The organism is Halorubrum sp. SD41, assembly GCF_058630335.1.
The window spans coordinates 1-26,835 of record NZ_JBZVGZ010000027.1 but is presented as its reverse complement, the minus strand read 5'-3'; the positions used below and the strand labels follow the sequence as shown (position 1 = coordinate 26,835).

At 70.7% G+C, this 26,835-nt stretch carries 21 protein-coding genes; 12 read left to right on the top strand and 9 right to left on the bottom strand.

The genetic code is table 11. The annotated features are described in order from the left end of the window. Positions 1-522 precede the first annotated feature (522 nt). Positions 523-1,071, bottom strand: coding sequence for an orotate phosphoribosyltransferase (gene pyrE / locus AC4NMM_RS12640; protein ID WP_491924411.1), 549 nt, complete (start codon positions 1,069-1,071; stop codon positions 523-525). Between the two features lie 61 nt (positions 1,072-1,132). Further along, entirely contained in the window at positions 1,133-4,483 is a 3,351-nt protein-coding gene (locus AC4NMM_RS12635; RefSeq protein WP_491924410.1) for a PAS domain-containing protein, read from the bottom strand. 290 nt (positions 4,484-4,773) lie between these two features. On the opposite strand from AC4NMM_RS12635, the gene gatB reads away from it, so the two are divergent. From gatB to AC4NMM_RS12605, 6 genes are all read left to right on the top strand, one after another. Further along, the gene (gene gatB / locus AC4NMM_RS12630; protein WP_491924409.1) at positions 4,774-6,261 is read left to right on the top strand and encodes an Asp-tRNA(Asn)/Glu-tRNA(Gln) amidotransferase subunit GatB; all 1,488 of its coding nucleotides are present in this window, start codon (positions 4,774-4,776) and stop codon (positions 6,259-6,261) included. A 563-nt stretch (positions 6,262-6,824) separates the two neighbouring features. Further along, positions 6,825-7,058, top strand: a complete 234-nt coding sequence (gene samp2 / locus AC4NMM_RS12625) for a ubiquitin-like small modifier protein SAMP2 (protein ID WP_096393946.1) — start codon at positions 6,825-6,827, stop codon at positions 7,056-7,058. Beyond that, positions 7,055-7,543: a GNAT family N-acetyltransferase gene (locus AC4NMM_RS12620; protein WP_096393947.1), complete on the top strand. Its 489-nt coding sequence runs from the start codon at positions 7,055-7,057 to the stop codon at positions 7,541-7,543. Before samp2 ends, AC4NMM_RS12620 begins: the two co-directional genes overlap by 4 nt. An 80-nt stretch (positions 7,544-7,623) precedes the next feature. Beyond that, the gene (locus tag AC4NMM_RS12615; RefSeq protein WP_096393948.1) at positions 7,624-8,073 is read left to right on the top strand and encodes a hypothetical protein; all 450 of its coding nucleotides are present in this window, start codon (positions 7,624-7,626) and stop codon (positions 8,071-8,073) included. 153 nt (positions 8,074-8,226) lie between these two features. Further along, complete coding sequence (locus AC4NMM_RS12610) at positions 8,227-9,018, top strand: SAM-dependent methyltransferase (RefSeq protein ID WP_491924408.1); 792 nt, start codon at positions 8,227-8,229, stop codon at positions 9,016-9,018. Between the two features lie 143 nt (positions 9,019-9,161). Next, on the top strand, positions 9,162-11,750 hold the full coding sequence (locus AC4NMM_RS12605; RefSeq protein ID WP_491924407.1) for a methyl-accepting chemotaxis protein: 2,589 nt from the start codon (positions 9,162-9,164) through the stop codon (positions 11,748-11,750). Positions 11,751-11,811: 61 nt separating this feature from the next. Here the strand turns inward: AC4NMM_RS12605 and AC4NMM_RS12600 are convergent, their stop codons facing one another. The 7 genes from AC4NMM_RS12600 to AC4NMM_RS12570 form a co-directional block, all read right to left on the bottom strand. Beyond that, a complete protein-coding gene (locus AC4NMM_RS12600; protein WP_491924406.1) occupies positions 11,812-12,408 on the bottom strand; it encodes a dihydrofolate reductase in 597 nt (198 codons plus the stop codon). Between the two features lie 154 nt (positions 12,409-12,562). Beyond that, positions 12,563-13,096, bottom strand: coding sequence for a hypothetical protein (locus AC4NMM_RS12595; protein ID WP_491924405.1), 534 nt, complete (start codon positions 13,094-13,096; stop codon positions 12,563-12,565). A 173-nt stretch (positions 13,097-13,269) separates the two neighbouring features. Beyond that, positions 13,270-14,328, bottom strand: coding sequence for an ornithine cyclodeaminase family protein (locus AC4NMM_RS12590; protein ID WP_491924404.1), 1,059 nt, complete (start codon positions 14,326-14,328; stop codon positions 13,270-13,272). 20 nt (positions 14,329-14,348) lie between these two features. After that, on the bottom strand, positions 14,349-15,878 hold the full coding sequence (locus AC4NMM_RS12585) for a glycerate kinase type-2 family protein (protein WP_491924403.1): 1,530 nt from the start codon (positions 15,876-15,878) through the stop codon (positions 14,349-14,351). Between the two features lie 490 nt (positions 15,879-16,368). Beyond that, the gene (locus tag AC4NMM_RS12580; RefSeq protein ID WP_096393954.1) at positions 16,369-17,748 is read right to left on the bottom strand and encodes an NCS2 family permease; all 1,380 of its coding nucleotides are present in this window, start codon (positions 17,746-17,748) and stop codon (positions 16,369-16,371) included. Positions 17,749-17,874: 126 nt separating this feature from the next. Further along, on the bottom strand, positions 17,875-18,588 hold the full coding sequence (locus AC4NMM_RS12575; RefSeq protein WP_007344990.1) for a phosphoribosyltransferase family protein: 714 nt from the start codon (positions 18,586-18,588) through the stop codon (positions 17,875-17,877). A gap of 132 nt (positions 18,589-18,720) precedes the next feature. After that, positions 18,721-19,176 (bottom strand): DUF7529 family protein, encoded by a 456-nt coding sequence (locus AC4NMM_RS12570; protein WP_096393955.1) that lies wholly within the window; start codon positions 19,174-19,176, stop codon positions 18,721-18,723. A gap of 180 nt (positions 19,177-19,356) precedes the next feature. Between AC4NMM_RS12570 and AC4NMM_RS12565 the strand changes: the two genes are divergently transcribed. The 6 genes from AC4NMM_RS12565 to AC4NMM_RS12540 all read left to right on the top strand — a co-directional run bounded on the left by AC4NMM_RS12565 (position 19,357) and on the right by AC4NMM_RS12540 (position 26,727). Continuing rightward, on the top strand, positions 19,357-20,994 hold the full coding sequence (locus AC4NMM_RS12565; protein ID WP_096393956.1) for an ABC transporter substrate-binding protein: 1,638 nt from the start codon (positions 19,357-19,359) through the stop codon (positions 20,992-20,994). A 36-nt stretch (positions 20,995-21,030) separates the two neighbouring features. Beyond that, complete coding sequence (locus AC4NMM_RS12560; protein ID WP_096393957.1) at positions 21,031-22,023, top strand: ABC transporter permease; 993 nt, start codon at positions 21,031-21,033, stop codon at positions 22,021-22,023. Between the two features lies 1 nt (position 22,024). Beyond that, positions 22,025-23,044 (top strand): ABC transporter permease, encoded by a 1,020-nt coding sequence (locus tag AC4NMM_RS12555; RefSeq protein ID WP_096393958.1) that lies wholly within the window; start codon positions 22,025-22,027, stop codon positions 23,042-23,044. Next, a complete protein-coding gene (locus AC4NMM_RS12550) occupies positions 23,041-24,384 on the top strand; it encodes an ABC transporter ATP-binding protein (RefSeq protein WP_491924402.1) in 1,344 nt (447 codons plus the stop codon). The genes AC4NMM_RS12555 and AC4NMM_RS12550 overlap by 4 nt, the downstream gene beginning before the upstream one ends. After that, the gene (locus AC4NMM_RS12545; protein WP_096393959.1) at positions 24,381-25,451 is read left to right on the top strand and encodes an ABC transporter ATP-binding protein; all 1,071 of its coding nucleotides are present in this window, start codon (positions 24,381-24,383) and stop codon (positions 25,449-25,451) included. The genes AC4NMM_RS12550 and AC4NMM_RS12545 overlap by 4 nt, the downstream gene beginning before the upstream one ends. 121 nt (positions 25,452-25,572) lie before the next feature. After that, on the top strand, positions 25,573-26,727 hold the full coding sequence (locus AC4NMM_RS12540) for a multicopper oxidase domain-containing protein (protein WP_491924401.1): 1,155 nt from the start codon (positions 25,573-25,575) through the stop codon (positions 26,725-26,727). The last annotated feature ends 108 nt before the right edge of the window (positions 26,728-26,835 follow it).

The following is a 26,835-nucleotide window of genomic DNA, read 5'->3' as shown; positions in this document are numbered from 1 at the left end:
CAGATCGGCGGTGGCGGGAGCATATTTAAAAAGCGATGAGCGATGGCGACGATCGCTTATAAAAGAACACGGCGGTGCGGTGGCGCGCCTGCGAGCGGCCGCCACCGGCGGCCGCGAGCCAGCCCGCGAGGGAGTCAGTCGCCGGAGCGAAGCGGCGGCGACTGACGAGGTTGGGGAGGCGTGAGGTGCGGTGCCGTGCGGGGTGGGACTCAAAGGGGCAGTCGCGAGGGCGAAGCACGCCGTAGCAAGCATCGCAGCGAGGGAGCGACAGCGACCGAGCGAGGAGCACAGCAAGGCGCGCGAGCCGTCGCGACTGGGGCTTTGAAGATCATCATCCCGGCAGCGTCAGTCACTTATAAACAGCCAACGCTAACATCGAGATTCCATTTATAAACGGCCTCACTCACGACGTACTGTACCTACTCCGGAAACCGATCAATAAGCAATTCTCATCGAACGGCTGTTTCAGATGAGAATATGTCTGAAGAATAGGATTTTTAACAAAGCCGAAGAAGCCGCGATCTACTCCGCGTCCCGCTCCGCCAGCAGCTCCGTCGCCGTGAGCAGCGACTCCAGCTCCACGTCGTGCTCGGCGAGCAGCTCCGCGGCGCCCTCCTCGCGGTCGACGACGACCAGCACGCGGTCGACTGTCGCCCCCGCCTCGCGCAGCGCCTCGACCGCGTCGACCGCCGACTGCCCCGTCGTCGCGATGTCCTCGATCACGACGACCTCCTCGCCCTCGTCGAGCCGGCCCTCGATCCGGTTCCCCGTGCCGTACTCCTTCGCCTGCTTTCGCGCGATGACGTACGGGCGACCCAGCTCGGCGGCCGTGACGGCCACCAGCGGCACCGCGCCCAGCGCGACGCCCGCCAGCTTCGCGTCCGCGTCGGCGAGCCGGTCGGCGAACGCCTCGCTCACGAGCCGGAGGGCGTCCGGGTCGGTCTCGAAGAGGTACTTGTCCACGTAGTAGTCGCTCGTGCCGCCGTGCGACAGCTCGAACTCGCCGAACCGGACGGCGTCGGCCGCGGTGAGCGCGGCGATCAGCTCGCGTCGTCGGTCGTCGTCGGTCATACCCGGAGGAGGGCCGCCGGCGACAATAAACGGGTCGGAACGCGCGGACGCCGCGGGTCGGCTACCGCTCCGCCTCGTCGGCGAACTCCGGCCCGCCCCCCTCTGCCGCCGGGAGGACGAGCGCCACGGTCGTCCCCTCGCCGTCGATCCCGGTGTCGAACCGGATCTCGCCGCCGTACGCCTCCACGACCCAGGCGGCGATCCACAGCCCGACGCCGGTGTTGTGCCGGAGCTGCGTCACCTCGCGGTCCCCGGTGATCACCTCCCGAACCGCGGTCGCGATCCCCGGTCCGTCGTCGGCGACGCGCAGCGTCACTGCCCCGGCGTCCGGATCGCGCTCGGCGCTCACCGCGACGCGCGGGGCGTCGCCCCCGTGTTCGACGGCGTTCTCCACGAGGTGGTCGACCGCGATCGAGAGGCGGTCGTCCCCGCGCACCGCCAGCCCCTCCGGCACGTCGGCGGTGATCCGGGCGTCCGCGCGTTCGCTCGCGTGCCGCTCGACGACCTCCGCGACGACGGCGCCCACGTCGATCGGCTCCGGGTCGGTGACGTACCCGTTCTCGACGACGCGACGGAGGGTGGCGGCTCCCTCGGCGACGCCGCTCAGCCGCTTGCCGGTGGCCTCGATCCGCTCAGCGAACTCACGGATTCGATCGTCGTCGGTCCGATCGGCGATCTCGGCGGCGAAGCCGAACACGACGTTCAGCTCGTTTCGCAGGTTGTGTCTGAGGATCCGGTTGACGATCCGGACGTACCGCTCGCGGCGCTTCCGGTCGGTGATGTCGGTGTAGATGCCGAACGCCCGGCGGGTCCCCTCGGTCTCGTAGCTGAACCCGCGGAAGAGGAACTCGCGCGTCCCGTCGACGGTCTGCCGGCGCACCTCCTCGGTCGCGAACCCGCGTTCGCGGACCAGCGAGTCGAGGTCCGTCGCCACGACCCCGCCGCGCTCCTCGGGGTCACCGAGCCGGTCGTCGTGGATGTCCAACGCGCCGATCGACCGGCCGCGGAGCGTCGCCTCGTCCACGCCGAACTGCGTCTCGAACGCGGGGTTGGCCCCGTCGATGACGGTCTCCTCGTCCTCTAAGATGACCTCCATCACCGGGTCCGGGATCCGGTCGAACAGCCGCCGGAAGCGGTCGCGCTCGGCGGACAGCTCCGTGCGCGTCCGGCGGAGGTCGGTCGTGTCGGACAGCGACCCGACGACGCCGGCCCCGCGGTCGGAGAGCCGCGACAGCCGCAGTTCGCCGTGTCGCGGCCGGCGGTCGCCGTCGCGGTCGGCGGTCAGGTCGACCGTCCGGGTCGGCTCCGGCGTCCCGCCGGCCTCGGTCGCCGCGTCGGTGAGCGCCGCGACCGCGTCGGCGACCCGGGGCGCGTCGGCCTCGTCGACGAGCGCGTCGAGCGGTTCCCCGGCGACGTCGTCGAGGTCGTCGGCGCCGATCCACGCGAGGAACGGCGCGGTGGCGTAGCTGACGGCGCCGTCGCCGTCGAGCACGCACACCATGTCGTCGACGTTCTTGAGCGCGTCCTCGTAGGTGCGGAGCCGTCGGCGACGGTCGGCGGCGTCCATCGCGGCGACCGCGTTCGTCGCCAGCAGTTCGAGGACTGAGACGTCGCTCTCGTCGAAGGCGTTCGGCTCGACGGCGCCGACGATGAACGCGCCGTGCCCGCCGAGCGGAACCGCCGCGACGGAGCGCATCCCGTGGTACGACCGCCCGTCGTCGACCGCCGCGAGGTCGTCTTCCACCCGCGGTTCCCCCGTCTCGAACACCCCGCCGGTGAGCCCCTCGCCGGGGCGGCGCGGCCCGCGGCTGTCCGCGAACCGGTCGCCGAGCCCGTCGCTCGTGGCGACCAGCCGGAGGCGATCCGTCTCGGGATCGTACAGCCGGACGCCGCTGATCTCGTAGCCGAGGACCTCGTCGGCGGCCTCGATCAGCCGGTCCGCGACCGCCTCCCTGTCGTCGGCGCGCTGGATTCGTTCGACGGTGCCGAGGAGCCGTTCGAGGATGCGCTCGCGGCGCTTCCGCTCCGAGGCGTCCGCGAAGAACACGGAGAGCCCGTCGGGCGAGGGGTACGCGGTCACCTCGGTCCACAGGTCGAGCGGCTCGTAGCGGTCCTCGAACGAGACCGGCTCCTGCGTCTCCATCGCCCGGCGGTAGTTCTCCTCGTACTCCTCGCCGATCGCGGCCGGGAACTCCTCCCAGACGTCGGCGCCGAGCAGCTCGTCCGGCTCGCGGTCGAGCAGCGACGCCGCCTTCTCGTTGACGTAGGTGAACCGCCAGTCGGCGTCGAGCGCGAAGAACGCGTCGTCGATCCGTTCGAGGGTGTCCTCGAACCGCTCGACCGCCGCCTCGCGCTCCTCGCGGGCGATCCGCCGCTCGATCGCGCGTCCCAGCCAGTCGGCGAGCAGCTCGACGAACAGCCGCTCCGACTCGTCGAACGGGCGGTCGCGGCGCTCGGGGTCGAGGAAACAGAGCGTCCCGTACGTCTCGCCGTCGACGACGACCCGCCCGCCGACGTAGCTGCCGAAGCCGAACGCCTCGTAGGCCGGGTCGTCCCCGAGGCCCGCGGCCTCGGGGTCCGTGAACGCGACCACGTCGTCGCTCCGCACCGTCCGCTGGCAGTAGGTCAGTTCGAGCGGGATCGTCCCGTCGTCGTCGAGGTCGCGCTCGCCGAGCGAGTCCAGCAGCCCCGTCCCGTCGCTGTACCGCCGGAGTTCGAGCCGGTCGCCGTCGACCCGCGAGGAGTAGCCGATCGACAGCCCGAGCCGGTCGCGGCCCAGCTCCAGCAGCCGGTCGAGCTTCTCGTCGAGGTCGGTCGTCCGGTCCGAGACGACCCGGATGAACGGTTCGAGGACCGGCTCCTCCTCGGCGTCCCGCTCACGCACGCGTCTCTCATCCGATCCCTCGGCCAGCCTGTCAGCGAGCGTCTCGCCGTCGGCCGCGAGCCGCCGCCCGGAGACGTACTCGACCCCGAGCCGGCTCGCGTCGATGCCGGCGTCGGGGCGGTCTCGCACCGAGTAGGCGAGTACCGTCGCGTCCGGGTAGCGGTCGCTGACCGCCCCGAGGCGGTCGAGCGCGACCGCGTCGCTCCCGGCCGCGAGGTCGGCGTTCGCGGCGCCCCCGCCGCTCGGTCCGGACCCGCCGTCGCCGCTCGGTCCGGGTCCGCCGCCGTTCAGCTCGGACGCAGCGTCGTCACCGAGGTCCCCGTCGTCGTCGCACAGTCGGACGACGACGCGCTCCGGACCGGCGGCCGCGTCCGAGTCGGCGTCCGCGTCCGGGCGGCCGGTCGCGCCCGAATCCGCGTCCCCGTCGCCCGCGACGTCGCCCGCTCGGCGGACGCGCGTCTCCTCGGGGAGCGCTCCCCAGGCGGCGTCGACGGGCTCGCCGACGTGAAGCGTCGACTCAGCGGTCATCCGTGACGAGTACGTTCCGCGGCGGTCGTCCGCGACGAGGGCGGTCCGCGGCGGTCATTCCCGCCGCGGCCCCCTCGTCTCACGCGCTCGGCCGGGCGCCCGGCGGGGGCCCGTCGCACGCTCGGGGCCGGTGCTTCCAGCGGTCATCGGTTCGCTCATCGCGACTGCTACGGACGGCCCCCTGATAATCGTTCCCTCCGATTTTTCGGATCTGAGAGCGCCGTCCGGCGACCGCCTCGGCGGCGATCGTCCCGACACGATTTAGGCGGCCCGCTCACAACGGGCCGGTAATGAGTACGCAGGCCGCGACGGCGGACCGGACAGTCGTGATCGGGCTGGAGGTCCACGTCCAGCTCGAGACCGACACGAAGATCTTCTGCGGCTGCTCGACGGAGCCCGGAGACGACGAGGCGCCGAACACGCGCACCTGCCCGACCTGCCTCGGGCTGCCGGGCGCGCTCCCCGTCCTCAACGAGGCCGCCGTCGAGGCCGCCGTGAAGGTGGGGAAGGCGATCGACGCCGACATCCCCGAGACGACGACGTTCCACCGGAAGAACTACTACTACCCCGACCTCCCGAAGAACTTCCAGCTCACCCAGTACGACGCGCCGATCTGCCAGTCGGGCGAGTTAGAGGTCCGCGTCGACGGCGACCCGCGGGCGATCGGGATCACCCGCGCGCACCTCGAGGAGGACCCCGGGAGCCTCCAGCACGCCGGCGGCTCCATCGAATCCGCGACGCACACCCTCGTCAACTACAACCGCGCGGGCACGCCGCTGATGGAGATCGTCACGGAGCCGGACTTCCGCTCGCCGGCCGAGACGCGCGCGTTCCTCGCGAAGCTGGAGGAGGTCCTCGAATACCTCGGCGTGTTCGACCCCGGCCGCGACGGCAGCCTGCGCGTCGACGCCAACGTCTCCCTCGTCCCCGACGAGCACGTCGCGGACGACGGGACGATCGACGCCGACGCGCTCGACGACGTGAGCCGCGCCGAGGTGAAGAACATCTCCAGTCACAAGGGCGCCGAGCAGGCGCTCGCCTACGAGGTCACCAGACAGGAGAACGTCCTCCGGCGCGGCCGCGAGATCGAACAGGAGACCCGTCACTGGGACGAGGACCGCGGCGTCACCGTCGGGATGCGCTCGAAGGAGGCGGAGAAGGACTACCGCTACTTCCGCGAGGGCGACCTCCCCGCCTTGGAGGTGGCCGACTGGAAGGAGCAGATCGCGATCCCGGAGCTGCCCGACGCCCGCCGCGAGCGCTTCCGCGAGGAGTACGGGCTCGACCGCGAGGCCGCCTCGAAGCTCACCTCCACGAAGGCGGTCGCGGACTTCTTCGAGGACGTGGCGAGCGAGTTCGACCCCGACCTCGCCGCGACGTGGGTCGCCGACAACCTGCTCGGCGAGCTCAACTACCGCGAGATGGAGATCACCGACGTCGAGGACAGGCTCGACGAGTTCACGCGCCTGATCGAACTCGTCGCGGCCGACGAGCTGACCGTCAAGAACGCCGAGGAGGTCGTCCTCCGCGAGATGCTCGACGAGGGCGACGACCCCGAGACCGTCATCGAGCGCGAGGGGCTCGGGAAGGCCGAGAGCGGCGAGGTCGAGGCCGCGGTCGCGGCCGCCATCGACGAGAACCCCGACGCCGTCGCCGACTACCGCGACGGCGACGAGGGCGCGATCAACTTCCTCGTCGGCCAGGTGATGCAGGCGACGGGCGGCAGCGCCGACCCCGGCCAGGTGAACGGCCTGCTCCGCGAGGAGCTGGACGGCTGAGACGGGGCCGACCTCGAACGATTTCGGGAGCGGACTAATCGGATCTGTGGCGGCGATACGGTATTTAAATACACATGAGCTGCGGCGACGATAGCTTATAAAAGACGATTTGGTCGGCGCGTGCCCGTGAGCGGCCGCCACTGGCGGCCGCGAACGGCACCGCGCGAGGGAGTCGGCGGTCCGGAGCAACGCGGAGGACCGCCGACGAGGCTGGGGAGGCGTGAGGTGCCGTGCGGAGCGGTGCGGGGCGGGACTCAAAGGGGCAGTCGCGAGGACGAAGCACGGCGACGGAAGCACCGCAGCGAGTGAGCGGAGCGAACGAGCGAGGAGCGCACCGAGCCGCGCGAGTCTTCGCGACTGGGGCTTTGGAGGTCTTCGCCGCCGATGTGCCAACACCCATTTATAAATGAGCGACTGGGGCTTTGGAGGTCTTCGCCGTCGATCTCCGGTCAATTGTTTATAAGCGAGTATTCGAGGATTTGGAGTGGTTCACCGCGGAGGCTACGTACTATTGAGCGCGCCGAAACCGTGCGATTGACGCCGCCGCGCCCGCTACGGCGCTCATGGACGTGACCGTCGAGGTCGTCGGCGAGGGGACCGCCGAGTACAGCCTCCCCGCCGACGCGACGTACGACGACCTGATCCGCGAGGCGGGCTACCACCCGCAGGAGGCGTCGGCGCTGGTCGACGGCTCGCCGGTCCCGGGCGACCGCGTCGTCGACGCCGAGCGGGTCCGGGTCCTCCGATTGATAAAGGGCGGCGCGACGGACGGCGACGCGACGGACGGCGACGCGTGACCGACGAGTACGATCTCCCCGGCCCGCCCGGCGACGTGACCGTCGAGCCCGCAGTCCCCGACGACCGCCTCGACGTCCTCCGAATTCTCGACGCGGCGATGCTGGAGACCGACGCGGACGCGGTCGACGACCGGATCGCGGCCGGCGACGTCCTCGTCGCGCGCTCGACGCGGACCGGCGGCGTCGTCGGTGCCTTAGTCGCCGTGCGACCCGCCTCGGACCGGCTTCACGTCGACGCCGTCGCCGTCAGGCGGGCGCGACGCGGTCGGGGGATCGGCTCCGCGCTCGTCGCGGCCGCGGTCGACCGAGGTAAATCAGATCCCGCGATCGAGGCCGTCACTGCCCGGTTCGACGCCGATCTGCGGGCGTTCTACGAGGCGCTGGGGTTCACGATCCGGTCGGAGGAAGCGGCGGGAGACGCCGCGGACCGAGGCTCGGATCGCCTCGACGGGAAACTGTCGGTGGGCGGCCGCGAGTCGGCGTGAACCGACCGTAAGCGGCGCGTCCGACTCGCGGCTGACTGATCTTTTTCAGTATGGTATGAGTACACATGTTTCCCCCACAGATGATGCCCTCAGCGCCCGGCTCGCCCGACCCCGGTAGCATCGACGTCGAAGCGGTGGACTCGATCGACGGTCCCCGGCTCCGATCGACCGCGTCCGCGGACGACAGCCCGAGCACCGCGGACCGGCCCGCCGCGGACCGACGCGTCCGCGGCGACGCCTCCGAGACCGAGCGCGACCTCCCCGAGGACCGCGTCGAGCGGCTCGCGGACGAAGTGGCCGCGCTCGAAGCGGAGGTCGCGGCGCTGGAGGCGGAAGTCGAGTCGAAGGAGCGGCAGCGCCAGCAGGTGATCGACAACTACGAGTCGATCGTCGCGGCCCGACGGGCGCCCGACCGCCCGTCCGAAACGGACGCCGCGGCGCCGGAGCCGAGCGACGGACGGGGACTCCTCGCCGCGGTCGCGTCCGGCGTCGGACGGGTAGCGGGGCGGCTGCGACCCGGCCGCGAGTAGCCGCCCGCTGCCGGCCTTCCGGCGAACCCGACCGCGGAGACGGCCCGCGCCCGCATTCGACGTTCATTTCCCGGTCGCCCCCGTCGTTACGGGTATGAGCGCTACTTCGCCCTCGATTTCGGCGACTCCCTTCCGAGCCGCGGTGATCGAGACATGAGCGGCAAAGACGACTACTACAACCGATCCAAGCAACAGGGGTACCGCGCCCGGTCCGCCTACAAGCTGAAACAGCTCGACGAGGAGGCGGACCTCCTCAACCCCGGCGACACCGTGGTCGACCTCGGCGCCGCGCCCGGCGGGTGGCTTCAGATCGCCGCCGAGGAAGTCGGCGAGTCGGGGACCGTCGTCGGCGTCGACCTCCAGCGCATCGACGAGTTCGACGACCACGACGTCGAGACGATCCGCGGCGACATGACCGAGGAGCGCACCCGCCACTACCTGCGCGAGGCGGTCGGCGAGGGCGGCGCGGACGCGGTCCTCTCGGATATGGCGCCGAACATGACCGGCGAGTACAACCTCGACCACGCCCGGTCGATCCACCTCGCGCGGCAGGCGTTCGACGCCGCCGACGAGCTGCTCGCGCCCGGCGGCGACTTCGTCGTGAAGGCCTTCCAGGGCGAGGACCTCGACGCCTTCCGCGACGACGTGAGCGAGTCGTTCCAGTACGTGCGGACCGTCTCGCCGCCCGCCTCGCGGGACGCCTCCTCGGAGGTGTACCTCGTCGCGAAGGGGTACACGACCTCGCCGGTCGCCGAGGGCGACCGCGTCGAGGTGACGGTCGAGGAGGAGGGCGACGAGGGCGACGGCATCGCCTACGTCGAGGGGTACACGCTGTTCGTCGACGGCGACGTGGGCGAGACGCTGACGGTCGAGGTCACCGACGTCAAGCCGCGGTTCGGCTTCGCCGAGCCCGTCGACGGGGACGGCTCGGACGCGTCGAACTGAGCTGTCGCGGTCGGGCGACCGCTCGCGACGGCGGCGCCGCGGCCGCCCGACCGCTCGCCAGCCGACCGGGCCCGGGGGCGCCGCTATCAGCCGGGATAATTCGACTCTGATTCTTATATACCCCCGCGGGCGAGTGACGACGAATGAACAGCGACGACGCGAGGACCCGGTCCGAGAGCGGTTCCGCCGACGGGGACGGCTCGACGGCATCGACGGACGCGGACCGTTCGGCGGCATCGACGGACGCGGACCGTTCGGCGGCATCGACGGACGCGGACGCGACCACCGACGGCGGGGTCGCGTCCGACGAGACGGCGGCGGCCTCCAGCGCCGCCGCGGGCGGCGACGTTCCCGTTTCGGCGTTCCGCGAGGCCGCGGAACGGTTGACCGACGGCGACCTCGGAGCGCGGTTCCCGGCCGAGGAGGCGGACGGCGAGGCGGCGGCGCTGGCGGCGACGCTCAACGAGTTCGTCGACGGGGTCGCCGAGACCGTCTCCGCCGTCGACGGCTTCGGCGACGAGGTGGCGGGCGCGACCGAACACGTCCGGTCGAACGTCGACCGCGCGAAGGCGCAGAGCGACGAGGTGTACGCCGCGGTCGACGACATCGAGGCGGCCGCGACCCGCCAGCGCGACGACATCGCGGCCGCGACGAGCGAGCTCCAGACCGTCTCGGCCGCCACCGAGGAGGTCGCCGCCTCCGCGGACGAGGTGGCCGAGACCGCGGCCGGCGTCGCCGAACGGACCGACGAGGGGACCGACGCCGCGACTGCCGCCATCGAGGAGCTCCGCGTCGTCGACGAGCGGACCGAGGAGGCCCTCGAACGGGTCGAGACGCTCGAGTCGGAGGTCGCGGCGATCGAGGACGTCACCGACCTGATCCAGGACATCGCCGACGAGACGAACATCCTCGCGCTCAACGCGTCGATCGAGGCCGCCCGCGCCGGCGAGGCCGGCGCCGGCTTCGAGGTGGTCGCCGAGGAGGTCAAGAGCCTCGCCGAGGAGGCGCGGGACGCCACGAGCGAGATCGAGTCGTCGATCCGGTCGGTGCGCGCCGAGACGGACGCGACCGTCGACGAGATGGCCGAGATGCGCGAGCGCGCCGACGAGGGGATAACCACCGCCGAGGAGGCGCTGGAGGCGTTCACCGACCTCGCCGCCGACGTCGAGGAGACGACGAGCGGCGTCGAGGAGATCCGCGACGCCACCGACGACCAGGCGACCTCGATCGAGGCGGTTGTCGACGCGGTCGAGTCGGTCGGCGACCTCGCCGAGGAGACGGCCGCCGACGCCGGCGACGCCACCGCGGTCGCGCACGCGCAGAAGACGTCGCTTGCGGAGGTGGCGGCCGGGGCGTCGACGCTCGCCGACCGGACCGGCACCCTCGACGACGCGCTCGACGCCTACGACGCGGACGGCACGGCGGCCGACGACGCGGTCGTCCTCGACTTCTGGCACGCGTTCGGCGGCCGCAAGGCCCGGCTCCTCGACGAGTTCGCGGCCGAGTTCGCCGCCGAGACTGACGGGATCGCGGTCCGGCCCTCCTCGAAGGGGAGCTACCGCGGCGTGTTCGAGGCGACGCTCGCGGCGGCGGACCGGGGCGACCCGCCAGCGATCGCGCACCTCTACGAGATCGGCACCCAGCGCGCGCTCGACAGCGGGGCGTTCACGCCCGTCGAGCGCCTCCTCGACGCGGGCGGCGCCGGCAGCGTCGGAGGGACCGACGCGGGGGTCGGGCCGACCGACGCCGCGGGCGGCCCGGGTTCGGGGTTCTCGCCCGACGACCTGCTCGACCCCGTGGCCAACTACTACCGGACCGACGGCGTCCTCCACTCGATGCCGTTCAACGCGTCGACGCCCGTGCTGTACTACGACCGCGCGGCGTTCGAGCGCGCCGGGTTGGACCCCGACGACCCGCCGGAGACGTTCGACGAGGTCCGCCGCTGCGCGGAGCGGCTCGTCGAGCGCGGCGCGACGGAGACGGGAATCACGTTCGCGACGTACTCGTGGTTCGTCGAGCAGTGGTTCGCCGAGGCCGGCGAGCCGCTCGTCGACGCCGACAACGGGCGGGGCGGCACGCCGACCGAGAGCCGGCTCGACGGGCCGGTCGGCGAGCGGGTCTACCGCTGGATCGCCGACATGGCGGCCGACGGCCTCTACCACGACCCCGGCATCGAGGCCCGCGGGCAGGCCCGCGAGGCGTTCCACGAGGGGCGCGCCGGGATGCTGATCGGCTCAACCTCCGCGATGGTCGACGTCCGGGAGGGGGCCTCCTTCCCCGTCGGGGTCGGCTACTTCCCGGTCGCGGACGAGCGGCACGGCGTCGTCGTCGGCGGCGGGTCGCTGTGGGTCGCGGACGGCGCGTCGACGGCCGAGCAGCGCGCGGCCGCGGCGTTCCTCGGCTGGCTCGCGGCGCCGGAGCGGCAGGCGCGCTGGCACCGCGAGACCGGCTACTTCCCGGTCCACGAGGGCGCGGTCGACCGGCTCGACCGCGACGGGTGGTTCGACGAGAACCCCGGTTACCGCACCGCGATAAACCAGTTGCTCGACGCCGAGGACGCGGTCGCCACGACCGGCGCCCGGATCGGCCCGTTCGATACGGTCCGGACGCTCGTCGCCGAGGCGTCCGTCGACGCCCGCGAGCACGGGGTCGACTCCGCGGTCGAACGGCTCGCCGACAGCACCGCCCTGCAGCTCGAACGGTACGCCGAGGAGCGCGCCGACGGCTCGTAGCGTCGCCGCCGATATGGGGAAGCTGCCGACCCCGCGGAACCGAAACCGACCGCTCGGCCGTTCAGCGCTCCCGACGCGTCCACTCGCGCAGCGTGAACCGGTCGTACGCCGTCTCCGCCGCGATCTCCCACTCGCTCTCGTCCCACTCGGGGTAGTACGTGTCCCCCTCGTAGACGCCGTCGACGTGGCTGAGGACCATCCCGTCGAGGTGCGGCTGGAACAGCTCGTAGATCCCGCCCCCGCCGAGGACGTAGACGGGGTCGTCGGCCTCGTTGGCGTCCGTCGACTCCTCGGGTATCGGATCCGCCTCGGCGGCGACCCGGTCCGCGTCGGCGCCCGCTCCGGCCGCCTCGGCGTCCGCCGTCGGGGCGGCCGTTCCGACGAGGTCGCGGGCCAGGTCGAGCGCCGCCTCGGCGCCGCTCGCGACGACCGCGGTCGGGGCGTCCACCGCCTCGACGCTCCGGCTCACGACGATCTGCCGGCTGCCGGGGAGGTCGTCGCGCATCGAGTCGAAGGTGCGGCGGCCGAGGATTACCGGCGAGCCCGCGACGCGCTCGCGGTACTGCCGAACGTCCGCCTCGATGTGGGGCCACGGTACCTCCCCCTCGTTCCCGATCACCCGGTTCTCCGCGAGCGCGGCGACGCTGACGAGTCTCACGGGCCGGATACGGGGTCTGCGCTGAAAAATCCGTGCGTCCGGCGTCGAATGAGCTCGACGGCGCTGTCGATGCTCCGTTCTTCAGACGGACCCTCACCCGAAACAGCCACGATGAGGGCTACGAATCGATCGCAGCGAAATCTGCCGGTAACAGTCAGTGCTCGGTGACCGCCCGCTGGTGAATCCAGCCGCAGACGGCGCCGACGGGGAGGGTCAGCCAGAACGTGTAGGCGAATCCGAATCCGCCGTAGAGCAGACCGACCACCACGGATCCCCTCACCGGTTCGGGGCCGCCGTCGAGCAAAAAGACGCCCAGTAGCACTGCGACGACCAGCAGCGTCGCGACGACGTAGGTCAGCACCGTCGCGAACAGGCCGGTGAAGGGCCCGCGGTACGACATCGACCCGGGAAGCAGTCGCCACGCCGCGGCGCCGCCGACGAAGGCGGCCGGGACGACAAGCGGAATCGCCAGCAGCCCGAAGTACCAGAGTCCGCCCGTGGTCGTAAGTGACCCGAAAACGAGCAGCGTCCGGATACCAGTCACGACGGCGAACGCCACCGCTGCGGCCAGTGCCGCGGCGGCGGCGGCGTAGCCGGCGCCGACGGCCGGTCGGCTCGCGCCGGGCAGCCGCCCCGGGCCGTAGCGTTTACAGAACCTCCCGGCGCTCCTCACGAAAGCCGTACTCATACCGTCGTATTCGTCTCCCCGGTCATATTCTAACCGGCCGGACCCTCGGACGGTGCCGAGCGACGACCGAGGCGGTCGTGATCTCGACCCGGCTATTCGAAGGCGAGCGAACCGGTGGCCGTACGGGTCGGACAGACCCGGCTCGACGGGACTGACCCGAAAACGGATCGCACTCAGTCGTCGAGGCCGAGCAGGTCGAACGGGTAGCCGTTGTCCAGTTCGTCGGCGCGCTCGTAGACGACGCGCGCGGCCGCCACGTCCTGGATCGCGAGCCCGGTCGAGTCGAAGACGCTGACGCCGCGCACGCCGTCGGCGTCGGCCGGCGTCCCGGGGGTGCCCGGACGGCCCGCACGGCGGCCGACGACGATCTCGCCGATCTCGCCGTAGATGTCGTCGTCGGTGAGCGTCCCCGCGGCGTAGGGGACGTTGATCTCGCCGGAGTGGGTGCACTGCTCGTGGTCGTCGATGACGACGGTGGCGTCGAGGAGGAGTTCGTCCGCGAGCTCGTGTTTCCCCGCCGCGTCCGCGCCCATCGCGTTAATGTGGGTGTGTTCGCCCACGTCGTCGGGGCCGACGATCGGGTCCTCGACGGGCGTCACCGTCGAGAGCACGTCGCAGTGGCCGGCCTCGGCGACCGAGCCCGCGCGCACGTCGAACCGGTCCTCGAAGGCGTCGACGAAGTCGGCGACGCGCTCCTCGTCGAGGTCGCTCACGACGACCTCCTCGATGTCTCGCACCGTCGAGATCGCCTCCAGCTGCGTGTACGACTGGACGCCCGCGCCGACGATCCCCAGGCTCGTCGCGTCGGGGACCGCGAGGTGGTCGGTCGCGACCGCGGCGGCCGCGCCGGTGCGTTTCATCGTCAGCGTCGTCCCGTCGAGGACCGCGAGCGGGAACGCCGTCTCCGGGTCCGAGTAGATCATCGTCCCCATCACCGTCGGGAGGTCGTGGTCGGCGGGGTTGTCGGTGTGAACGTTCACCCACTTGATCCCGGCCGCGTCCCAGCCGTCGCCGGTCGCGGTCTCCTCGGCGACGTCCTCCTCGCGCACGTCGAGGTACGCCGGCATCGACCGGAAGTCGCCGTTGTACTCGGGGAGGTCGATGTACGACTTCGCCGGCATCTTGGCGTCGCCGCGCTCGTAGGCCGTGAACGCGCCGCGGACCGCGTCGATCACGCGGTCCATCTCGGCGTTCTCGTCGACGTCGTCCGCGTTGAGAAGCAGCGTCTGCATGTCGCAGAATTTGCCAGCCGCTACTTAGTGTCTTCCGAAGACGCGCCGGGGCCTTCCGAACGGGCGTCGGGACTCGCCGAACGGGCGTCGCGCTCGGCGACCACGATCGCCCGCAGGTCGTTGACGTTCGTCCCGGTCGGCCCGGTCCGGAGCAGCGCGCCAGCCGCGTCGAGCGCCGGGTACGCGTCGTTCGCGTCGAGGGCGTCCGCGGCCGCCTCGCGGGCCAGCGGGCTCCCGGTGTCGCCGTCACCGTCGCCGCCGTCGGAGCCGCCCCCAACGAGCCGGTCGTCGACCAGCGCCCCCGCGGCGTCCGTGGCGCCGTCGATCCCGTCGGTGTCGACGCTCGCGACGGCGACCGCGGCCGCGTCGCCGGTCCCCACGCCGATCGCCCCTGCGCCGCCGAGTTCGACCGCGGCCGACAGCGCGAACTCCTGATTCGGGCCGCCCGCGCCGGCGTCGTCGCCGAGCGTCACCGTCACCTCGCCGGCCGAGAGGAGGACCGCGGGCGGTTCGACCGGCTCACCGGCCGCGCGGCACTCCTCGGCGACCGCCGCGTGCGTCTTCGCCGCCTCCGGCGCCTCGCCGCGCACCCGCGAGGAGAGGACGAGCGGCTCGTGCCCGCGCGCCGCGGCGACCTCCCGAGCGGCGCCGAGGGCGGTGCGCGCGCTCGCGACGATCCGGACGTCGACGCCGTCGCCGTCGAACGGGGAGTCGTCGGGTCCCGGCGTCTCCGCGAGGTCGCCCGCGGCGCCGCGTTCCAGCCGGTCGGTCACGGCCGCCGGCGCGTCGATCCCGTATCGGTCGAGGACCGCGAGCGCGTCCGCGTAGGTCGTCGGATCGGGCGACAGCGGGCCGCTCGCGATCACGGCCGGGTCGTCGCCGGTCACGTCGCTTATCGCGAGCCCGAGGACGTCGGCGGGCGCGGCCGCCCGCGCCAGCCGCCCGCCCTTCACCGCCGAGAGGTGCTTTCGGACCGCGTTGATCTCGTCGATGGCCGCGCCGCTCGCCAGCAGCGCCTCGGTCGTCTCGCGGAGGTCGGCGAGTCCGATCCCCTCGGCGGGCGCGGCCAGCAGCGCGCTCCCGCCGCCGGTGAGCAGCCCGACCACGAGGTCGTCCGCGCCGGCGTCGGCCGCGACCTCGCGGACTTCTCGGGCGCTCTCGACGCCCGCCTCGCTCGGGGTGGGGTGGTCGCCGGGGAGGACCGAGATGCGATCGGTGTCGGTCGGGTCGTCCGTGACGACCGCGCCGCCGTCGATTCGGTCGCCGAGGAGCTCCTCGACCGCGGCCGCGAAGTGGCCCGCCGCGTTGCCCGCGCCGACGACGAGGGCGCGGTCGTAGGTAGCGAGGTCGTAGGTCGCGGTTTCGTCGTCGACGCCGGTGACCGTCAGGACGCCGTCGTCGAGGGAGAGGGCGTCCGCGACGACGCGTTCCGGGTGCGCGGCCTCGATCCCCGCGGTGACGCAGTCGAGCGCGAGTTCGCGGGCCGGGTCGCTTACGTGTCGCTCGCGCTCGGCGACGGTCACGGCGGTGTCGGCGGACTGATCGGGCATCGGTTGGGTCGCCTCGGTCGGGATGCGCGCCGGCGCCCCAAGAGCGTTCTGGCGTTATAAATAGTTGCTACCAGACTGACGGACGACACCGTCAAAGCCCCAGTCGCTCGGCTCTACGTATTTACTTATAAATCTCCGATCGACACGGCCACCGCCGAAGCCCCAGTCGCGAGGCGGGCGCACGCTCGTTGCGTTCCTCGCTCAGTCGCTGACGCTCCTTCGCTGCGGTACTTACGTCCCCTGCGCCCGCCTCGCGACTGCCCCTTCGAGTCCCACCCGACCGCACAGCACCGCAGCCTCACACCTCCCCAGCCTCGTCGCTGGCGCCGACGGCGCCAGCGACTCCCTCGCGCGGACGACTCGCGCCCTGTCGGGCGCTCGTCGGCGCGCGCCACCGCATCCTCTTTTATAAAAGCCGCAGCGCTCGCCCGTGGGTATCTATAAGCTCAAAAGGCGGTGTGCGGAAATATCACGCGGCTCGTCGGCCGTTTTAGAGGATGACGCCGCGCGTCTGGAGCACGTAGTAGGCCGCGAGCAGCGCCGCGATGACGTACTGCCCGAGCGCGACCTCGTCGTACTCGCCGACCGCGACCTTGATCAGCGGGTAGGCGACGATGCCGGCCGCGAGCCCGTCGGCGATGGAGTAGGCGAACGGCATCACGGTGACCGTGAGCCCCGCGGAGACGGCCCACGCCGGGTCCGTCCAGTCGACCTCGACGAGCCCCTGGAGCATCATCACGCCGACGACGATCAGCGCGATGAAGGAGGCGTACGCCGGGATCGCGGCCACGAGCGGGATCAGGACGAGCGACGCGAGGAAGAGCAGCGCGACGACCAGCGCCGTCAGGCCGGTCCGGCCGCCCTCCTCGACGCCGGTCGACGACTCGATGTACGTCGTCACCGTGGAGGTACCCAGGACCGCGCCCGCGGTCGTCCCCACCGCGTCGGCCATCAGCGGCTTGTCCATGTCGGGGAGGTCGCCGTCCTCGTCGAGGAAGTCACCGAACTGCGAGACGCCGATGAGCGTCCCCGCGGTGTCGAAGAAGTCGACGAAGAAGAAGGTGAACACGACCAGGACGAACGTGAGCGGGTCGATCCCCCCGAGCCCGTCGACGAACGCCCCCGCCAGCGGCGAGATGTCGTACTGCGCGCTCGGGAGCGACTCCGGCGTGACCGTGCCGCGCCCGAAGACCCCGGCGAGCGTGAGCCCCCAGCCGACGGCGGCGGTCGCCACGATCCCGATCACGATCGAGCCCGTGATCCCCCGCGCCCAGAGGCCGAAGGTGAACACGAGCCCGAGCAGTCCCAGTATCGCCCACGGGTTCCCGAACACGCCGCCCAGCGTGACGAGCGTCGCCTCGTCGGGCACGACGATCTGGAGCTCTTGAAAGCCGATGAACAGCAGGAACAGCCCGATACCGGCGCCGACCGACCGCTTCACCGGCTCCGGGAACAGCCGGATGACGTACTCCCGCGCGCCGACCGCGGTCAGGACCATGAACAGGACGCCCTCGACGAACACCGCGGCCAGCGCCGTCTGCCACGGGACGCCGAGCCCGAGCACGACCGTGTACGCGAAGAAGGCGTTGAGTCCCAGCCCGGGCGCGAGCCCGAACGGCCGGTTGGCGTACAGCGCCATCACGAGGGTCGCGATCGCCGCCGACAGCGCCGTCGCGATGGCGATCATCTGGAACACCTCCCCCTGCCCGTACCCCTCGATCTGGATCGCCTCCGAGAGGATGGCGGGATTCACGACGATGATGTACGACATCGCGAGGAACGTCGTCAGCCCGGCGACCAGTTCGGTGCGGACGTCCGACCCGAGCGACTCCACGTCGAACCGCGCGGCCAGCGTGTCTGAAAGGCCCATTGAACGGGTGGGTGTTCCCGCGGATCGGGTGATAAGCCTTGCTGAACGAACCGGAATACGATCCGTATATATGGATCAAAATGCCTCTCAAATGGATTTTTTCGCGGAGAGTATGCGCGAACGTGGCTACTCGAACGTCGTCAGCGCCCCGACCGGCGCGTCGGTGATCGCTCGCGCGCGGTCCATCCCCTCGTCGCCGACCGCGATGAGCGCGAACACGCCGGTGACGTCTGCGTCGCCCTGGAGGGCGATGTCGAGGAGGAGCTCCTGGGTCTCGCCCGACCGGATCAGGTCGTCGACGACCAGCACCGTGTCGCCGGCGTCGATCGCGCTCGCGGGGAGGTAGTAGGTGAGCTCGATGCCGGAGGCGAGCCGCTGGCGCGACTCGATGAACTCCTCGACCGCGGTCTCCTTCGACTTCTTCGCGTACGCCAGGCGCGCGTCGAAGAAGGAGGCCATCGCCGCGCCCAGCGTGATCCCGTCGGTCGCGGCCGTCAGCACCACGTCGGGCGACTCGAACTCGAACGTCTCCGCGGCGACCGGCGCCACCAGATCGAGGAACGACTGGTCGAAGACGACGCCGGAGTTGTCGACGTACCCCTCGTCGTCGAACTCGACGCGCGCGACCAGCTCGTCGGCGAGCGCCTCGCGGCCGACCGACTCGACGACCTCGCTCGCGCGGTCGGTCCCCGGTAACACGTGCCCGTTCACGTACCGGTTCAGGTCCCCCGCGGGCAGCCCGGTCACCTCCGAGAGCTCCTCGTACGTTCGCGTCTCCTTCAGCATCCGCAACACGGCGACCGCCTGTAGCTGGAGGGCCGCCTTCTCTGCGCGGTTCATACGGATGATCGCGATCGCACAACTATGAATACGTCGAAGTCAAGTGCGACATGGATACCCACGTGCGTGCGTCACACGGCCGCGGATTCGGACGGCGGGCGACGGACCTCGACGCCGATCCTCACGACCGCCTCACGCCTCGGGCGCGTCGAAGAAGACGGCGGGCTCGTCGATCGCGATCTCGACGTGGTCGCGGTCGTCGAGGGGGCGCAGCCGGACGGTAAGCGCCCCCGCAGCCTCGGCGGCCGCGCGCAGCGCGGCGAGGTCGTCGCTCGCGAGGTACGTCGGCACGCAGAGCGCCACCTGCGCCGCCTCGTCGGTCGCGACCACCAGCCGGTACGCGGTGTCGTCGGCGGCGCCCGCGTACACGTCGACGCCGTCGATCGCGGCGTCGTCGACCGCGGAAAGCGCCGCGTCGAACTCCGACTCGGGTAAGAGTACGTCGATCCGGGCGGCGTCCGCGACCGGGTTCACCTGTCCGGGATGCCCGGCGATCGCGGTCCAGCCGCGCTCTCGGTACGCCGCCGCCGTCGACTCCGCGTCCTCCTCGACCGCGTCCCACCGCGGTCCGGGATCGGGTGCGTCCATACCGCTCGCCTACCGCCGGCCCCCCTACATAGGCGTCGGTTTCCCTTCGCGTCGGTTCCCGCTTTCCCCCTCACACCCGAACTCCGGTGTGTCGTTTCGTCAACCGGTCTCCGGCGGCCGGTCGAAAAAGGAGCGACCCCTGCCGGTAGGTTCATAACGCTCTATGGTTTGGTATCGCCTATGCCTACTGACAACGACGATCACGTCGACAGGCGGACGGTGCTCAAGTACGCGGGAACGGCCGGTGCGGTCGGCCTCGCTGGCTGTTCCGGAAACGGCGGCGACGGCGGTGACGGCTCGGACGGCTCGGACGGCGAGGACGGTATGGACGGCGGGGACGGCTCGGACGGCGAGGACGGCTCCGACGGGGGCGACGACACGTTCGAACTCGGCGTCACCATGGGCCAGATGGACTCCGGCCTCGACCCGCAGGACCACGCCGAGACGAACACCGAGATCATCACCGGCCAGATGTACGAGGGCCTGCTCGACCGCGACAAGGAGGGCGGCATCATCGCCGGCCTCGCCAACGAGTGGGAGCGCACGGACGACGGCAGCGTCCGGTTCATGCTGCGCGACGGCGTCACGTTCCACAACGGCGACGACCTGACCGCGGAGGACGTCCGGTTCAGCATCCGCCGGATCGTCTTCAACGACGTCGGAATCGTCAGTCCGCAGACGAACGACCTCGGTCCGGTCTCGGAGGTCACGACCGGCGACGGGGAGGTGACGGTCTCCTTCGAGGGGTACAACCCGATCGCGTTCCAGCTGTTCGCGACGAACGGCGACATCATGCAGCAGTCGTGGGTCGAGGAGAACGGCACCGACTACATCAACCGGAACGCGAACGGGACGGGACCGTTCCGTCTCACCGAGTACCAGTCGGGCAACGTGGTCCGCTACGGGCCGAACGAGGACTACTGGGACGGCGCGCCGGCGGTCGACGAACTCTCCATGAGCGCCTCCAGCGAGTCGAGCACGCGGGTCAACCAGCTTCTCGCGGAGGAGACCGACATCGTGACGAACGTCCCGCCGAACGAGGTCTCTCGGGTGAACAGCTCCGACGTCGCGACGATCAACTCCGTGGCGAGCGCGCGGATCATCTTCCTCCAGATGCGCTACGACGTGGAGCCGTTCTCCAGCCAGCAGTTCCGGCAGGCGATGAACCACGCGGTCGACGTCGAGAGCATCATCGAGAACGTCCTCAACGGCTTCGGGAACCTCACCGCCCAGCCGACGCTCGAGGGTCACGTCGGGTACAACCCCGACATCGACCCATACCCGTACGACCCCGACGAGGCCGAGCGGCTCGTCGAGGAGTCGGGACACGCGGGCGTCGAGATCACGCTTCAGACGCCGATCGGGCGCTACCTCCGCGACGTCGAGATCGCGCAGGCGGCGGCCAACCAGATCGACTCGCTGTCGAACGTCTCCTGTGAGCTGCAACAGCGCGAGTTCTCCTCGCTCGTCCAGGACGTCACCGCGCCGAACATCGAGGACCGCCCGCACTTCACCCTCCTCGGGTGGGGGAACGCCGAGTTCGACGGGAGTCAGACCCTGACGCCGTTGCTCTCCTCCGAGGGTGCGCTCACGATCCTGAAAAACGACGAGCTCGACGGCCTCCTCGAAGAGGCGGAGTCGACCCGAGATCCCGACGAGCGCGTCGACATCCTTCAGGAGGCGAACCAGCTCGCCCACGACCTCGCGCCGTGGGTGTTCATGCACCAGCAGTTCAGCGTCTACGGCGTCTCCAGCGATATCTCTTGGGAGCCGCGGGCCGACGAGTTCATCGACCCGGACACCGCAACGCAACAGTAACGCGACCCCTACCCCTACCGCTCTACATCGTTATTAATGTCACTCGGAAGATTCGCACTCAAAAGAAGCCTCCAAGGGATCGGCGTCGTCTGGGGCGTCGTCACCGTCGTGTTCGCGCTCCGGTTCGTCACGCCCGGCAGCCCGATCAACGCGGTCGCACCGCTCGACGCCTCTCAGGAGACGCGACAGGCGATCGCCGCCGAGCTGGGGCTCGACCAGCCGCTGTACGTCCAGTACGGCCAGTACATCTTCGACCTCCTGCGCGGCGACATGGGGTTCTCGTACATCAAGGGACAGGACGTCGCGACGCTCGTGTTCGGTCGCCTCCCCGCGACGGTCGAGCTGGCGCTCGCCGCCAGCGTCGTCGCCATCGTCCTCGCCATCCCGCTGGGCGTGATCAGCGCGACCCGCCGCAACGAGCCGGTCGACTACGGCGCGACGCTGCTCTCGCTCGGCGGCATCTCCACCCCGAACTTCTGGCTCGGGATCATGCTCATCCTCGTGTTCGCCGTGGAGTTCAACATCTTCAACACCAGCGGTCGCGGGGTCACCGTCGTCGACGTCGCGCTGTCGGTCGTCGGGCCGGAGCCGGTGTTCGGGACGCTGCTGACGTGGCTCGCGTACATCACGCTGCCCGCGATCGCCCTCGGCACGTACTTCATGGCGCTCATCACCCGGCTGACGCGCTCGGGGATGTTGGACGAACTCAGCAAGGGGTACGTTCAGGCCGCGCGGGCCAAGGGGCTCCCGCAGACCCTGATCCGGTACAAACACGCGCTCCGGAACACGCTGATCCCGGTGATCACCGTCCTCGGCCTCCAGCTCGGGACACTGATCGGCGGCGCCGTCATCACGGAGGCGGTGTTCTCGTGGCCGGGGCTCGGCTCGCTCGTCATCGACAGTATCAACACCCGAGACTGGCCGACGCTACAGGGCAGTCTCATCGTTATCGGGACGAGCTTCGTCCTCGTCAACATCCTCGTCGACGTGGTGTACGCGTATCTCGACCCGGAGGTAATAACCGACTAATATGGTCTCTTCACGTGTCATTCGAAACCTCAAAAAGGAGTTCAGACAGAGCGGGCTCGCGAAGCTCGGGCTGGCGCTGGTGGTGATAATCGTGCTTACAGCCGTGTTCGCCCCGTTCATCGCGCCCCACAACCCGACCGACCAACAGCTCAACCAGAGCGAGCTGCCGCCGATCGGCTTCTCGCAGACGGAGGAGCGGACCACCTCGCAGATGGTCGACGGCGAGATCCAGACGGTCACCGAGGAGGTCGAGATCAGCGCCGACCCCGACCACGTGTTCGGCACCGACGGGCTCGGCCGCGACATGTTCTCGCGGGTGGTGTACGGCGCTCGGACGTCGCTCGTCGTCGGCGTCCTCGGCACGCTGCTGGCGGCGTCGATCGGCGTGCCGGTCGGCCTGCTCGCCGGCTATCACCGCGGGCGCGTCGACGACGTCCTGATGCGGATCGCGGACGTGAGTCTCGCGTTCCCCTCGCTCGTGCTGGCGGTCGCGCTGATCGGGCTGTGGGGGCGGGCGGCGGTGGACATCCCCGACCCGTTCGTCGCCGCCGGGCTCGCGCCGGAGATGCCCGAGAGCTTCGTGTTGCCGATAACGGTGGTGATCGTCGTCGGCCTCGTCAACTGGGTGTGGTTCGCCCGGGTCGCCCGCGGGGAGGCGCTCTCCTTGCGCGGGCAGGAGTACGTGAAGGCGTCGCGCGCGCTCGGCGCGGACGACAACACGATCATCCTCCGGCACATCCTCCCGAACGCGATCACGCCGATCATCGTCCTCGGGACGGTGCAGGTGGCGGCGATCATCCTCTTGGAGAGCTCGCTGTCGTTCCTCGGCTTCTCCGGGACGACGCTGTCGTGGGGCTTCGACATCGCGCAGGGGCGCGACTACGTCTCCTCCGGCCAGTGGTGGATCGCCTCCATCCCCGGGCTCGCGATCATGCTGTCGGTGATCGGGATCAACCTGCTCGGCGACTGGCTGCGTGACGCCTTAGACCCCGGTATCGAGGGCGAAGGGGGTGCCGCATGAGCGACGCCGAGCGGCCGGTCGACGAGCCCGACGCGGCGACCGACGGCGGCGCGAGCGACGCCGCCGACGCCCTCGGCACCGGCGACGCGGCCCCGACGGGGACGCCCGCGGCCGGTGACGTGCTCTCGGTCCGCGACCTCTCGACCCGATTCTTCACCGAGGAGGGGCAGATCAACGCGGTGGAGTCGGTGTCGTTCGACCTCCGGGAGGACGAGATCCTCGGCGTCGTCGGCGAGTCCGGCTCCGGCAAGTCGGTGACCGCGCTGTCGCTCGTCGACCTCGTCGAGACGCCCGGTCGCGTCACCGCCGGCGAGGTGTGGTACCGCGACCCCGACCTCGCCGAGGAGTTCCGCGGGGACGACGCCGTGCGGGTCGACGGCGACCACGTCGACCTCCGGACGGTGCCGCCGCGCGTCCGGCGATCGCTGCGGGGGCCCTCGTTCAGCGTCATCTTCCAGGACCCGATGAGCAGCTTCAACCCCTCGATCACGGTCGGCGAGCAGATCGCCGAGGCGGTCGAGGTACAGCGCCGGGCGCGGGCGAACCCGCGCTCGACGCGCTCGCGGACGCAGGGGTACGGGCTCGGCAAGTACCTCCTCGACGGGATCGTCCCCGGCCGCGACTACACGAGCGAGGAGAGCATGGAACGCGCGGTCGACCTGCTCGGGCAGGTCGGGATCCCCGACCCCGAGGAGCGCGTCGACGAGTACCCCGGCCAGTTCTCCGGCGGGATGCTCCAGCGCGCGATGATCGCGCAGGCGCTCGCCGGCGAGCCCGACGTGCTGATCGCCGACGAGCCGACGACCGCGCTCGACGTGACGATCCAGGCGCAGATCCTGAACCTGCTGAAGGAGATCCAGGCCGACCGCGGGATGAGCATCGTGCTCATCACTCACGACCTCGGCGTCATCGCCGAGATGTGCGACCGCGTCTGTGTGATGTACGCGGGCGAGGTCGTCGAGCGCGGCACGCTCGACTCGGTGTTCGAGGACACGGTTCACCCGTACACGCAGGGGTTACTCGGCTCGATCCCCGACGTCGACGACCCGCGGGCGCGGCTCGAACCGATCACCGGCAACGTCCCGAGCCTGGTCGACGCCGAGATGGACGACCGGTGTTACTTCGCGGACCGGTGCCCGAAGGCGATGGACGCGTGCCTCGACAGGCCGCCCGAGGCGACGGTCGACGCCGCCGCCGACCACGGCGCCAAGTGCGTCCTCGCCGACCGCGAGTACGACCCGGCAGACGCGCTCCCGGACGGCTACTTCGGCGATGCCGGAGAGGCGGCCGATCCCGACGACGGTGCCCCGGCCGCGACCGACGGGGGTGGCGACGAATGAGCGACTCGCTGCTCTCCGTCGAGGGACTGAAGAAGTACTACGCGGACGACCCGTCGCTCATCGACCGCCTGCTCGGGGAGGAGTCGGAGAGCGTGAAGGCGGTCGACGGCGTCTCCTTCGACGTGCGGGAGGGCGAGACGCTCGGGCTCGTCGGCGAGTCCGGCTGCGGGAAGTCGACGACCGGCGAGACGGTGCTGCGGCTCCGCGAGCCGACCGAGGGCGAGATCACCTTCGACGGGACCGACGTCCGCGGGATGACCGACGCGGAGCTGAACCAGTTCCGGCGACGCGCGCAGATCGTGTTCCAGGACCCGTTCTCAAGTCTCGATCCGCGGATGACCACCGGCGACATCGTCACGGAGGGGCTCCGGATCCACGACGTCGAGGACAGGCAGGGGCGCCGCGAGACGGCCCGAGAGCTGTTAGAGCGGGTCGGGCTCTCCGCCGACCAGGTGGACCGGTACCCGCACGAGTTCTCCGGCGGGCAGCGCCAGCGGATCGGGATCGCTCGGGCGCTCGCCTTGGACCCCGACTTCGTCGTCCTCGACGAGCCGGTGTCGGCGCTCGACGTGAGCGTTCAGGCGCAGATCCTCAACCTGCTGGAGGACCTCCAGGACGACTTCGGGCTCACGTTCCTCTTCATCGCGCACAACCTCGGCGTGGTCCGGCACGTCTGCGACCGCGTCGCGGTGATGTACTTAGGGGAGATCGTCGAGATCGGCCCGGTCGAGGAGATCTTCGACGACCCCGCGCACCCGTACACGAAGGCGCTGTTATCGAGCGTCCCGCGGGCGAGCACGGAGGCGCGCGACGAGGAGTTCGAGACGCTCCACGGCGACGTGCCCTCGCCGCGGAACCCGCCCGCAGGCTGCCGGTTCCACACGCGCTGTCCGGAGGCGCGCGCGGCCTGCCGAGAGTCGGCGCCGCCGGGGTACGACGTGGGCGACGGCCGGACGGCGACCTGCTTCCGGGCGGACGACGACCACGCGTACTGGGACAGCGAGCCGATCGGCCAGAACGAGGCGGCCGAGGAAGCGCCCGACGCCGGCGAACCGGCGGACGACTGATCGCCTTCGGTTCCGCGGTCGTCCCTTCGTTTATATACTACGGCCCGAACCAGTTCGTCAGTCCTACCCCGAGGCGAGAAGCCGCGACCCGGTTATGCCGCCGCTTCCCCTCGCTTGAGACATGACGCACAGCGACTCCGGCTCCGACGGCGGCTTCGCGCGGCGAACGATCCTCCAGGCGGCGGGGCTCTCGGGCGTCGCCGGACTGGCGGGCTGCATGAGCCAGACGGTCAACACCGCCGCGACCGGTGACGGTGCGGGGCCGACGCAGACCGACGACGAGGAGCCCGCGCTCCCGGAGACGGGGTCGCCGGAGGTCGTCGACCTCGACGAGCGCGGCCGCGAGGTGACGCTGCGCTCGGTCCGCGCCCGCCACGCGGCACATCCCGGCAGCTCGCTGGGCGGGCCGGTCGAGATACCGGTGACGTGGGCGTTCCAGGCCGACGACGGCACGCCGAGCGTGCCCGGACCGGTCCTCCGGGCGACCGAGGGCGACGACCTGTCGATCACGCTCGACAACACCGACGCGGAGATGCCCCACACGCTCCACTTCCACGGCGTCTCGAAGTCGTGGAAGGACGACGGGGTCCCGTCGACGACGGGGATCACCGTGATGCCCGGCGAGAGACACACCTACGAGATCGGCGCGGACGTGCCCGGCACCCACCTCTACCACTGCCACTTCAACACCCCGATGCACATGGACATGGGGATGTACGGGATCCTCCGGATCGACCCCGAGGGGTACGAGGCGGCCGACGTCGAGCAGTTCATGACGCTGAAAGACTGGGACACGCGGCTCTCCCGGTCGTACGGCGGTGAGGACGCGAGCTACGACGTCCAGAACCGGCGGCCGGACGCGTTCACGATCAACGGGCGCGTCGCGCCGTACACGCTCAACCCGGACCACGGCTCGCCGATCGTCGTCAGCGAAGGGGACACGGTGCGGCTCCACCTGGTCAACGCCGGGTTCATGGCCCACCCGATGCACACGCACAACCACCGGTTCCGCACCGTCGAGAAGGACGGCGCCGAGTACCCCGAGGTGTTGCAGTTACCGGAGGACGTGGTGAACGTCGCGCCCGCGGAGCGGTACACCGTCGAGTTCGAGGCGAACGCGGACCCCGGTATCTACCCGATGCACTGCCACAAGGTGGACCACGTCCAGAACGGCGGGATCTACCCCGGCGGGATGCTCACCGCCGTCGTCTACGAGGGGGCGATGGGGACGGACGTGTTCGCGGACCTCATGGAGAAGGCGGGATACGAACTTTGAGGACCGGGTGAACTACCCCACCCTACCGCTTGGGCTGACGCCCTCGCGCTTGAGGGTGGGGCTTCCTGTTTCCACGACGCGCTTTGCATCCACAACCGAGGACACAGG

What these genes read in the sequence shown, in the direction of transcription:
- pyrE (WP_491924411.1), bottom strand. Translation starts at nt 1,071, where the DNA reads ATGACCGACGACGACCGACGACGCGAGCTGATCGCCGCGCTCACCGCG.
- AC4NMM_RS12635 (WP_491924410.1), bottom strand. Translation starts at nt 4,483, where the DNA reads ATGACCGCTGAGTCGACGCTTCACGTCGGCGAGCCCGTCGACGCCGCC.
- gatB (WP_491924409.1), top strand. Translation starts at nt 4,774, where the DNA reads ATGAGTACGCAGGCCGCGACGGCGGACCGGACAGTCGTGATCGGGCTG.
- samp2 (WP_096393946.1), top strand. Translation starts at nt 6,825, where the DNA reads ATGGACGTGACCGTCGAGGTCGTCGGCGAGGGGACCGCCGAGTACAGC.
- AC4NMM_RS12615 (WP_096393948.1), top strand. Translation starts at nt 7,624, where the DNA reads ATGATGCCCTCAGCGCCCGGCTCGCCCGACCCCGGTAGCATCGACGTC.
- AC4NMM_RS12610 (WP_491924408.1), top strand. Translation starts at nt 8,227, where the DNA reads ATGAGCGGCAAAGACGACTACTACAACCGATCCAAGCAACAGGGGTAC.
- AC4NMM_RS12605 (WP_491924407.1), top strand. Translation starts at nt 9,162, where the DNA reads ATGAACAGCGACGACGCGAGGACCCGGTCCGAGAGCGGTTCCGCCGAC.
- AC4NMM_RS12595 (WP_491924405.1), bottom strand. Translation starts at nt 13,096, where the DNA reads ATGAGTACGGCTTTCGTGAGGAGCGCCGGGAGGTTCTGTAAACGCTAC.
- AC4NMM_RS12590 (WP_491924404.1), bottom strand. Translation starts at nt 14,328, where the DNA reads ATGCAGACGCTGCTTCTCAACGCGGACGACGTCGACGAGAACGCCGAG.
- AC4NMM_RS12585 (WP_491924403.1), bottom strand. Translation starts at nt 15,878, where the DNA reads ATGCCCGATCAGTCCGCCGACACCGCCGTGACCGTCGCCGAGCGCGAG.
- AC4NMM_RS12580 (WP_096393954.1), bottom strand. Translation starts at nt 17,748, where the DNA reads ATGGGCCTTTCAGACACGCTGGCCGCGCGGTTCGACGTGGAGTCGCTC.
- AC4NMM_RS12575 (WP_007344990.1), bottom strand. Translation starts at nt 18,588, where the DNA reads ATGAACCGCGCAGAGAAGGCGGCCCTCCAGCTACAGGCGGTCGCCGTG.
- AC4NMM_RS12570 (WP_096393955.1), bottom strand. Translation starts at nt 19,176, where the DNA reads ATGGACGCACCCGATCCCGGACCGCGGTGGGACGCGGTCGAGGAGGAC.
- AC4NMM_RS12565 (WP_096393956.1), top strand. Translation starts at nt 19,357, where the DNA reads ATGCCTACTGACAACGACGATCACGTCGACAGGCGGACGGTGCTCAAG.
- AC4NMM_RS12560 (WP_096393957.1), top strand. Translation starts at nt 21,031, where the DNA reads ATGTCACTCGGAAGATTCGCACTCAAAAGAAGCCTCCAAGGGATCGGC.
- AC4NMM_RS12555 (WP_096393958.1), top strand. Translation starts at nt 22,025, where the DNA reads ATGGTCTCTTCACGTGTCATTCGAAACCTCAAAAAGGAGTTCAGACAG.
- AC4NMM_RS12550 (WP_491924402.1), top strand. Translation starts at nt 23,041, where the DNA reads ATGAGCGACGCCGAGCGGCCGGTCGACGAGCCCGACGCGGCGACCGAC.
- AC4NMM_RS12545 (WP_096393959.1), top strand. Translation starts at nt 24,381, where the DNA reads ATGAGCGACTCGCTGCTCTCCGTCGAGGGACTGAAGAAGTACTACGCG.
- AC4NMM_RS12540 (WP_491924401.1), top strand. Translation starts at nt 25,573, where the DNA reads ATGACGCACAGCGACTCCGGCTCCGACGGCGGCTTCGCGCGGCGAACG.